Below are 11,485 nucleotides of genomic sequence, written 5' to 3'. Positions count from 1 at the left end.
ACGTGCAGGTTCTTAATCGTGGCGTTCTTCACGTGGCGGAACGGGGCGCAGTATTCCTCGGCGAATGGCTCTGCGTCGGTGCCCTTCGTGAAGGTCAGCGTATTGCCGTCGCCGTCGAAGGTGCCCTGGAACGAGTTGGCATCGCTTGTGCCCGCCATCGTGGAGACGCTGATGTCGTCGCCCAGCTTCACGAAGTTGCCGCTGAAGGCGTAGCCGCCGTTGACGTAGGAGGCGAACTCGTTCCAGTCGTCGGTGCTGCTGACGATGAAGGGAGCGTCCTCGATGCCTTTGCCCTGCGTGGGCCATTCCACCGTCACGGCGTTGGCCGTGCTGCTCGTGCTGGCAGAGCCACAGCCGCCGCCGGCACCGCCGGCAGCGCGGTGGTCGATGCCATCTCTCCAACCAGCGCAAGTTCCGCTTCCAGTATATATGCTACTAAACTGTGTGCTGGCACCAGAACCAGCGGCGGTTCCATCACCATTCATGCCGGGGTTGCCACCCAAAGCTCCCGCATCATAGTATTCTTTAGCACTAGCCCAGTTTGAATTGCTTGAAACAGTACCTGAGGAACCGCCACCGCCACCGCCACCGCCGGGGCCACCGGTACCGATATTGCTGGCTGCGCCGCCGAAGCCACCACCGGCACCGCCTCCGCCTCCGCTTATGGCACAGAATTCCACAACATAAAAAGTACTTTCAGTAGTTTTAGAGTAGTTACCACTATTACCTCCATTGCCACTCGTGCCTTTACTGCCACCCTGGATATTCGTTTGAGGGGTGAGAGCCTGGGAACCATCGTAAATATAGAGCGTGCCCATGTCAGTAGCGCTACTGCCGTTCTGGCCATTGCTACCAACATTGCCAGTTGTCTCATCAAAACTACCATCAAACTCACTTGCCACCTCATATATTCCTGCACCACCGATACCGCCTGCGCCGCCATTGCCGCCACGTGTGCCGATGCCAGCACCAGCACCGCCGCCGCCGTCGCCGCCATTGCCGCCGTCGCCAGTCCTTAACCATCTATTATATTCTTCTGTTGTTGCGTCCCCGCCGTTGGTGCCGTTGCCGCCATTGGCAGCGTTGCCGCCTGTGGCGACGAGTTTGCCACTGCCAATGAGATAGAGCGTGTTGCCCTCCGTCAGTTCAATGCCCGCGCCGCCACCTGTGGTTCCGTTGGCATTGGCTCCTGTGCAGGTAATCTGTTTGCCAGAGGGTATGTAGAGATACACCGTTCCCAGTATGGTCAGACCGCTGCCGCCGGCATCGCTGTTGGTGAACGTGCGGTCGAATACGGTGAAATAATACGACGTGGTGCCTGCAGCGCCGAGCGTCCTGCCCTTTGTGCCGCCATCCTTCAGAGGAACCCAGTCTGCCCGGGTGGTTCCCGTCTGAAGGCAAATCAAACTCCAGTCGTTTTCCTGCGTAGTCCAGTCCAAAGTCACGTTGGTGGCCGACCCGCTGGTAGTGGCATTGCCATGGCCGGCACCACTGCCGCCTGAACCGGCTCTACTACCGACATCGCTATCATCGTTGCTCCAAGTAGAATTAGTGGTAACATTCCCAGAACTAATTGCATTCCAATTCAATATACTTTCCGCGCCCGGGCTTGCCCAGGTGCCGTCAGTATTCTGGCCGGCACTGCCTCCCGGAGATTTTACAACGCTGTAACCGCTATTTGCAGATCGTTGTTCGCTGGAGGCTCCGCCGCCACCACCGCCACCGCCGGGGCCGCCGGTGCCGATGTTGCTGGCAGTGCCGCCGAAGCCGCCGCCACCGCCACCGCCGCCGCCGGCTACACTATAGTTGTAGGTGAGGTCATCATCAAGTGCGCACTTGCCGGCAGCGCCGCCGTTGCCACCTGCCGTGGCTGCAACGCCGCCTGCGGCATTCAACGTGAGACCTGAACTCTGATATACATAGACATTACCCACGGGGCCAGCGGTGCTACCGCTATTGCCATCGCTACCACTTTTGCCTCTTGGTTGCTCCCAATTAGAAAATGTAGCTGTTGCACCGGCACCACCGGCACCACCGTTGCCGCCGCGCGAGCCGATGCCGGCACCGGCACCGCCGCCGCCGTCACCGCCTTTGCCACCAGCGCCGGACCACATGTTATCATCGTTCCAACCAGAATCGCCGCCTTTCCCGCCATCTTCGCCGTTGGCAGCATTGCCGCCCGTGGCATTCAGCGTGCCACTACCGATAAGGTAGAGCGTGTTGCCCGCCGTCACCTCAATGCCGGCGCCGCCACCGATGGCTCCGCTGGCATTGTGTCCTGTACAGGTAATCGTTTTGCCGGATGGAATATAGAGATACACCGTGCCCCGGATGGTCAGACCGCTGCCACCGGCGTTGCTGTTGGTGAACGTGCGGTCGGCTGCGGTATAATAATAGGTTGTGGTGCCAGGCGCGCCGAGCGTCTTGCCCGTCGAGGCGTTGTCAGTCAGGTGAACCCACTCTGCACGGGTGGTCATCGTCTGCAGACAGATCATGTCCCAGTCGCCTTCCTGCGTACTCCAGTCCACCGTCACGGTGCCGTAGGAGCCGCCGACGCTGGCAGAACCTGCTGCGCCGCCCGCGCCGCCGGGATGACGACCGTTTCCTTTCTCCCAGCCATCATCATCATCATAGTCGGTATCCTTATCTCTAAGGCCACCTCCTTCGATGTCCGCATGTTTTGGGTTGTCCAGCTCAACATCAGCGCCGTTGGGAGCCGATGAGCCATCAGCGTTTGTACCGCCGGCGCCACCGAAAGCTCCTGCATGATAGTAACCATTGTCGGTTCCAGAGTACACGACCCATGCAACGTTACCAGCGGCACCGCCGCCGCCACCGCCGCCACCGGGGCCACCGGTGCCGATGTCGCTGGCTGCGCCGCCGAAGCCGCCGGCACCGCCGCCACCGCCGCCAGAAGCCATATATACATTCGAACCAGGGTGTTGGGAAGCAGTTTTACCTCTACTGCCACCAGAACCGTTTGAGCCGGCGTTTCCTCCATTGACATTCATTGTGGGGGCCAAATCCTGGTAAACATAGAGCGTGCCCATGGCACCAGCGGTACTACCGGCAGTACCGGCACTGCCATCAACGCCATATTGCGTAGTCTCTTGTCCATAAGAGCCATTGCGTTGACCGCCGCTGCCGCCGGTTCCGCCATTGCCGCCGCGTGTGCCGATGCCCGCACCGGCACCGCCGCCGCCGTTGCCACCGGTGCCGCCTGAGCCACCGAGGATACTTTTATCATAAGTTACTTCTGCATCATTTCCGTTGCCGCCGTTGCAACCGTTTTCCGCATTACCGCCGTTGGCGTTCAGCGAGCCGCCGCCCAGAATATAGAGCGAGTTGCCTTCCGTCAGCTCAATGCCCGCACCTGCGCCGGTACGACCGTCGGCATCAGCTCCCGTGCAGGTCAGCGTCACGCCGGAGGGGATGTAGAGATACACCGTGCCCTGGATGGTCAGGCCGCTGCCGCCCGCCGTAGAGTTGGTGAAGCTGAGGTTGCTTGTGACGTAGTAGTACGTCGTGTTACCTGCACTGCCGAGCGTCCGCCCCGTGGTGGAGCCCGCGCTCAGCGCCGTCCAGTCCGACTGTTTGGTCTGCGTCTGCCTGTAGACCACATCCCATTCGTCGGCCCACGCCCCCTGCACCACGGCGCAGATTAGGGCAAGAATGAATAGAATCTTTTTCATTTTATAGATCGTTTTAAATTATGTTCTGGGTTATGTAGTTATGGCTGCAAATTTAAACAAAATATCACAAATAACAAAACAAAAAGGCGCATTTTCTTCAAGTTTTGTAAATTTTGAGGCTCTTTTTACGATTTTGAAACTATATTGACCGGAGGTCAAGGGTGAAGGCTGCGAGTAAGCGAGAGCAGAGTGAAGCTCGCTTCGACTCTGCCGAGCGAGAGCAGACTAGACCGTAGGTCAAGGGTGAAGGGTGAAAGGTGAAAATGCGCCGACCCATTGCTGAGCCAGCGCACATGACCTTTGACCTACGGTCGTCATAGGGGCAAGCCCCTACGCTTGGTTATTTGACCCCTTCGGGGCCCTTCACCCGTCACCCGTCACCTGTCACCCGTCACCCTTCACCTTTCACCTATTCCTCATCCCAGTCATCATAGTCGCGGCTGCGGCCAGAACTGCTGCCACCACCACCGTACTCGAGACCTACGGTGTTAGAAACGGTTTTAATACTATCTGCCAAAGGCAAACATGTTTTCACTCTCACTACCTCTACCTGAGGCTTCATATATTCCTTTTTCATATTTCTTTTGAAATTATATTGTTTATTTTATTGTCACACAGAGTTTTTATGTCACACAGATCGCACAGATGACACAGATTTTTATTTAACCACTACCCTACCGTTGTGGATGTAAACTCCCTTTTTCGTGGGCTGGCCTTCGAGCTTTACGCCATTGATAGTGTACCATGCGGCGTCAGCCTTATCTGTGCTATCTGTGATATCTGTGTGACCTATAACTGTCTGTGTGCCTTGCTCGCCGAAGTTCAGCACGAAGGCGCGGATGCCTGCGTTTGGGTCACCGGCGGTGAGGCCCTGCTTCAGCTGGAAGTAGGCGCGGAAGGCGTTCAACGTGAAGTCGCTGGCCGTAGGATAGTATAGCTTGTTGTCGGCGCCGAGATAGAGGTTGGTCTTCTCGTTGGTGTAGATGCTGACGGGGCTGTAGGTGCCAATGAAATCGACATAGTCAGTCTCGACGTTGGCTTTGGCATCGCTGATGAAGACGTTCTTGAACACGGGATTCACGAGATTGGGGACCGCAACATCAACGCTTCCCGAGCCAGTGCCAGTGTAGGTGTAGGTAGAGGCGGTAATGTTTTTCACCTCACCGCCGATAGTGACGGTGCCACACGAGCTTTCATCGCCCCGACCGATGGCGCCGACATATGCCCCCCTCTCGGCGTAAACCTTGGTCACACCGTCAGTGATGGTGATGTCGCCGCAAGGTGCATACCTGCCACCACCGATTCCGGCCGCGCCAAATCCGCCATAGGCATTGATGGTGCCGCCCTCAATGACGATGTTGCCGCAGGGAATCTCCGTTCCGCCGCCGATACCGGCGGCATCGCCACGGCCACTGGCTGTGAGCGAACCGCTTCCCTTGATGGTCAGCGTCGAGCCGCTGGGTACGTGAATGCCAGGATACCCTAAGTAGAATCCCTTCACGGTGTTCGTGCCCTTGAGGATGATGGTGGCATTGCCAAGGCAGGAAATGCCGGCCCATGAGTATCTTTGGTCTTTCGTCCCGTTGATGGTCACGTCCTGGAGTTTCACAGTGGCGCCAGCTGCAATCGAAATCTTTACGTTTGCGCCGAGCGTACCCGTCAGCGTCTCGCCGTCCTGTGCTGTATAGTGGGTGGTCAGCGTTGAGAGGTCCACAGGTTCCCACTTCACGATATAGGGTTTGCCAGCCTCTATGCCGTTCACGTTCTCGGTGAAGTTCATCGTCAGCGTGCCGCCCGTGAAGCTGGTCGATGCGAGGGTCTTCACCGTGGCTCCCTGTAAGCATGTGCCATAGATGTTATCCAAGCTGAAGGGCAGGCAGAGTGTGTTCCATGCGCCGTCGCGATAGAAGGTGCGTCCAACGAGGGTGACGTTGGTCGGAAGACCGTCATTGTCGCTGATGGTCGTGCTGTTGTCGGCATTGTCGGCCAGACTGATAATGGCAGGAGCCATGTAGTACTTGCCACCGTAGAGAATACCATTCTCGTAGGCCTTTACTAAGCCGTAGTCCTGCACCTGTCCGCCGAGATAATATGGAGCGGTGGACATGGGATAGGCCTTTGTGGCTCCGCTGACGGTGCAAGCATTCTCGGGCGAGCCAATCTGCGGTGTCACGTAGTAGCAGTTGGTGATGGTGCCCGCTGCTTTCTGCAAGCCCATGGGGTGCAGCTTGCTGATGCCTGTGTATGTGCCGGCCTCCAAGCTGTTTTCAAGCGTGGGTGTGGCGCTGTCACTCCAGCCCCAAATGACGCCGACGTTGGGATTGCTGTTGGAGTTCATCGTGCCAGCGAAGACACAGCCGCGGATGGTGGTCGCCGAGCTCTTACCATGACCGATGATACCGCCGGCATAGTCGGTGTTTATGTTGAGTGTAGCCGTGACGGTGCAGCCCTCAATGAGGTTCTTGCCCTCGCCTTCGCTGTCGGCAATACCCACGAGGCCCGACATGTGGCGCTGGTTGGAGGTGATGGTGCCCGCCACGGTGAGGTTCTTGATGGTGGCGTTCTTGATGTAGCGGAAGGGGGCTGCGCCGCCGTTGATGTTGTCGGTAATAGCAGCGGTGATGGTGTGTCCGCCGCCGAGGAAAGTGCCCTGGAACGAGTTGGTCTCGCTGCTGCCCACCATCTCCGATACGCTGATGTCGTTGTTCAGTTTCACGAACTGGCCGCTGTAGCTGGTGCCGTTGGTGACGGAATAGGCGAAACAATTCCAATCATAATCATTGTCAATGATGTAAGGACTTTCCTCCGTTCCACTGCCGGTGAGGGCTCTGGGAATAACGTAGTATGTGCCACCGTATAAAATGCCGTTCTGGTAGGCCTTCGCTAAACCGTAGTCCTTTACCAGGTTGCCGAGGTTAGCAGGTGTGGTGGCGAGGGCATAGGCCTGCCTGGCTCCGCTGACGGTGCAAGCATTCTCGGGCGAGCCAATCTGCGGTGTCACGTAGTAGCAGTTGGTGATGGTGCCCGCTGCTTTCTGCAAGCCCATGGGGTGCAGCTTGCTGATGCCTGTGTATGTGCCGGCCTCCAAGCTGTTTTCAAGCGTGGGTGTGGCGCTGTCACTCCAGCCCCAAATGACGCCGACGTTGGGATTGCTGTTGGAGTTCATCGTGCCAGCGAAGACACAGCCGCGGATGGTGGTCGCCGAGCTCTTACCATGACCGATGATACCGCCGGCATAGTCGGTGTTTATGTTGAGTGTAGCCGTGACGGTGCAGCCCTCAATGAGGTTCTTGCCCTCGCCTTCGCTGTCGGCAATACCCACGAGGCCCGACATGTGGCGCTGGTTGGAGGTGATGGTGCCCGCCACGGTGAGGTTCTTGATGGTGGCGTTCTTGATGTAGCGGAATGGGGCTGCGCCGCCGTTGATGTTGTCGGTAATCGCAGCGGTGATGGTGTGTCCGCCGCCGAGGAAGGTTCCCTGGAACGAGTTGGTCTCGCTCGCGCCTGCCATGGTCGAGACGCTGATGTCTGCCATCAGCTTCACCGTCTGGCCGCTATAAGCCATGCCCGACTCCACATTTGTGCAGAAAGCATCCCATTCATTCTCGTAGCTGATGAGGTGGTTACCACTGCCGTCGGTCGGGATGGCCCATCTCGGCCTGATGGTCACGTTGCTGGCAGGCATGGTGAGGATGGCGCTGGTCGCGTCCTGTGTGCTGAGCGTACCTCCGCCACTGGCAACGTACTGGATGAAGTTGCAGTCGCCATTGGTGTCGTGGCTCAACGTGAGGCTTACCACGTCGTCGCAGGCAGCATAGAGCATTTCGCCGTATTTGAGTCCCCCATTGTAGAAGGTCAGCCTGCTTACGTCGTACGTGATACGGACCTCTCCGCTATTGGCCATAGTAACACCCGTGCCACTGGTGATGGTGTAAGCCTGCTTGGCGCCACTGACGGTGCACGCGTGGGAGGGCGAGCCAATCTGAGGTTTCACGTAGTAGCAGTTGGCGATGGTGCCGCTGCCGCCCTGTAAGCCCATGGGATGAAGCTTGCTGATGCCTGTGTATGTGCCTGCCTCTAAGCAGTTCTCCAGTGTCGGTGTCCCGCTGTCGCTCCAGCCCCAGATGACGCCGACGTTAGGATTGTTGCTGGCGTTCATCGTGCCAGCGAAGACGCAGCCGCGGATGGTGGTCGCCGAGCTATTACCATGCCCGATGATACCGCCGGCATAGTCGGTGTTTATGTTGAGCGTAGCCGTGACGGCGCAGTCCTCAATGAGGTTCATGCCCTCGCCTTCGCTGTCGGCAAAACCCACAAGGCCAGACATGTGGCGTTGGTTGGAGGTGATGGTGCCCGCCACGGTGAGGTTCTTGATGGTGGCGTTCTTGATGTAGCGGAAGGGGGCGGTGCCGCTGTCGCTATTATCGTTAATAGTGGCGGTGATGGTGTGACCGTCGCCGTTGAAGGTGCCGCTGAAGGGTTTGTCCTCGAGAACGCCCACGGTCGATGAAATATCGATGTCGTCAATCAGCTTCACGTACTTTCCACTGTAGCTGTTGCCATGGTTGACCTGGTAGGCAAAGACATCCCATTCATCAGTGTTACTGATGGTGTAGGGATTTTCAGGAGTACCTTCGCCTTTCTGGCGGAAAACGATGAAGCTGGCACTCGTCGAGCCATTGCAATTGCCCAAGCCCGTGATGGTGAAGGTCTTGAAGCCAAGTGAGGTGAAGCTCATGGGGTATGAGGTTACCTCAGTACCGTCGACTGTGGCCGTATAGTCGGTGCCCAAGGTGAGCAGCGTAGTTTCGTCGCTGGCTTTCACTACGGGGGTGACGCTGACGGAATTGTCTTCGAGCCTGTAGGAGTCGTCGAGGGTGATAATACAGGGCGTGTAGTAGGTGTTGCCGTCGAGCAACTGGAGCGGTCTCAGCATCTCGCCCTCGGCGGTGTTGACGCTATAGGCTCGATATGCACCGCCCACGACGGTATGGGAGAGCGGGCCGCTCTGCGGGGTCAGGTAGTGGGTGTTGGTGAGGTTGGACGTGCCGTTCTGCAGACCAATGGGATGCATACCGTCGATGGTGTTGTAGGTGCCCTTCTCTAAGCAGTTCTGCATGATGAGCGTACTGCCCTCGTCGCCATAGCCCCAGAAGCCGCAGACATTATGGGTGGTTTCATACCGATAGCCACCAGTATAATGATGAACAACATAAATGCTGCCGTTGACGGTGCCTTGGAAGATGCAGCCTCTGATGGTGGTAGTCGAGGTCTTGCCGTTGCCGACGAAGCCGCCGGCGTAGTCGCTGTTCTGGTTGATGGTAGCGCTGACGATGCAGCCCTCGATGAGGTTCTCGCCATCGGCGAAGCCCACGAGACCCGACGTGTAATATTGGTTAGAGGTGATGGTGCCGGCCACAGTCAAGTTCTTGATAGTAGCACCGCTGATGTAGCGGAAGGGGGCTGCGCCCTGAGTGATGCTGGAAAACGCAGCGGTGATGGTCTTGTTGTTGCCGAGGAAGGTACCGCTGAAGGGACGACCGTTTACTCCGTTTTCATCATGACCGCCCACACCTCTTGCAATTTCGATGTCGGCATCCAGCTGCACGTACTCTCCGCTGTAGCTGTTGCCGGCAATAATGTTTTGTGCTAATACATTCCAGTCGGCAGCGCTGGTGATACGCCAGGGATTTTCCAGAGTACCCTCACCGGAAAGAGGCAACTGCTCTGTTGTGTAAGGCACTATTTTCTTGCCGCCGATGTTGCCGGTGGTAGCTATCGTCGCCGTACCGTCTATAACGAATTGCTTGCCTTCGGCAAACGTGATGCTATTGAGTGTGATTTTACCATAATAATTACTACCGCTTTTAAAGCCAGAGCAATAGATGAAGTCTTCCTGAGCGTTTGTCCACCCGAGTGTCAGCTTTCCGCTATTAGAGCCCAGAAGGCTAAAACCAGGTCCGATGCCGGCAGTTTCATCGCCGCCACGGGCAGTCACCTGACCGCCATTGATGATGATATTGCCGCACCGCCCCCACCTTGAATTACCGTCAGTAGTATAATCGCCACATCCACCGCCGATACCGGCAGCAGAGCCAGCACCCTGGGCTGTCACCACGCCACCGTTGATAATAATGGTGCCACCATCTTCATTATGTTCGTCGCCGCCAATGCCAGCTCCATGTGCTCCGCCTCTAACGTTGATGGTGCCGCCGTTGATGGTGATGATGCCTACTTCAAAAGCACCGATACCAGACTTATTCTCATCGCAGCCGTCGATGGTCAGTGCACCCGGGCCGTTGATGGTCAAGCTATTGCCTTTGCTCACCTCGATGCCTTTCAGAGCACGGAGGATAGCTCCTTCGCCGAGGTTCAGCTCGGCAGTGCCACAGACTTGGATGCGCGTGGGGAAGGTTACGTCGGTGCCGGAATATACTATAAACGTCGTCGTGCCACCAACTGAGTTGTTGCCTTTGGCGCCACCTGCGCCGCCGGTGCCACTCGTAGCAGAACCAACTCCGTAAGATACGTCATCATCGTCAAAAGAACCGTTTGTTCCGCACTTGCCATTCTCAAGGTATTTAGGACTCACCTCTGCTTGTTCACCGGTGGGAGCAGTAGTATTCGGTTTACCATTATTGCCGCCAGCGCCGCCAGCGCTAATGTAAAAATAATAACCATCTTGTTTCCAATCAAGGCAACCGCCGGCACCGCCGCCGCCACCGCCGCCACCAGGACCACCGGTACCGATGTCGCAGGCGCCGCCGCCATAGCCGCCACCGCCGCCGCCACCGCCGCCGGGAGCACTCCAGTTGCGATATCCATCCCATAGAGCACTCCAGCCTGCACTGCCGCCAGCGCCTGATCTGTTGCTTATACTTCCGCCCTTGGCATTGAGGTTGACGAGGGACTGAAGCCTATAGAGTTTGCCCACGGCGCCAGCGGAAGTACCTGCACTGCCTGCACTGCCGTTATTGCCATCGGCAACACTCCAAGTGCCAGCGCCTGACCGTTCATGTCTAAGGCCTCCGGCACCGCCTGCACCACCATTGCCGCCGCGTGTGCCAATGCCGGCACCGGCACCGCCGCCACCATTGCCTCCGTTGCCACCAGTGCCGCTGTAAAGGTAATCATTTTCATAATCCATATATGCGTCACCGCCATTGCCGCCATTGCTGCCGTCGGCAGCATTGCCGCCCGTGGCATTCAACGTGCCGCTACCGAGGAGGTAAAGCGTGTTGCCCTCCGTCAGCTCGATGCCAGCACCGCCGCCCATCTGTCCGTTGGCATGGGCTCCCGTGCAGGTGACGGTCACGCCATCGGGCACGTAGAAATACACAGTGCCCAGGATGGTCAGGCCGCTGCCGCTAACCGTGGAATTGCTGAACGCGAGGTTCGTGTCGGCGTAGTAATACGTCGTAGTACCTGCCGTGCCGAGCGTCTTTCCCGTCGTGGACCCCTCAGTAAGTTGTGTCCAATTTGCAGAATTGGTCTGCGTAATTGCATAGACTTCATCCCAACTGGATTGCGCCCACGCCCCCTGTACCACTGCGTACAGCAGGGCAATCATTAGAAATAATTTCTTTTTCATTTTATAGATCGTTTAAATTATGTCATTGGTTGTGTAGTTATGGCTGCAAATTTAAATATAATATCACAAATAACAAAACAAAAAGGCGCATTCTCTTCAACTTTTGTAAATTTTGAGTCTCTTTTTTACGATTTTGAGATTCTAAAGAAGATGATGGGTGATGGGTGATGGGTGATGGGTGATGGGAGGATAGAACCGAGAG

3 protein-coding genes are annotated in these 11,485 nt (G+C 57.1%); all 3 read right to left on the bottom strand.

Features of this window, described 5'->3' with window-relative positions; translation table 11 throughout:
- The coding region (locus Q0R57_RS12620; protein WP_294748277.1) for a hypothetical protein at window positions 1-3,692 on the bottom strand (3,692 nt) is incomplete at its 3' end.
- Between the two features lie 409 nt (window positions 3,693-4,101).
- Window positions 4,102-4,269: a hypothetical protein gene (locus tag Q0R57_RS12615; protein ID WP_294748274.1), complete on the bottom strand. Its 168-nt coding sequence runs from the start codon at window positions 4,267-4,269 to the stop codon at window positions 4,102-4,104.
- Between the two features lie 81 nt (window positions 4,270-4,350).
- Window positions 4,351-11,283 carry a hypothetical protein gene (locus Q0R57_RS12610; RefSeq protein WP_294748271.1) on the bottom strand — a complete coding sequence of 2,311 codons (6,933 nt, stop codon included), beginning with the start codon at window positions 11,281-11,283 and terminating at the stop codon, window positions 4,351-4,353.
- Between the last annotated feature and the right edge of the window lie 202 nt (window positions 11,284-11,485).

The organism is uncultured Prevotella sp. (assembly GCF_946407605.1).
Classification (GTDB): Bacteria; Bacteroidota; Bacteroidia; order Bacteroidales; family Bacteroidaceae; genus Prevotella.
The sequence above is the reverse complement of the archived record's forward strand: the minus strand, read 5'-3'. Positions and strand labels throughout refer to the sequence as shown.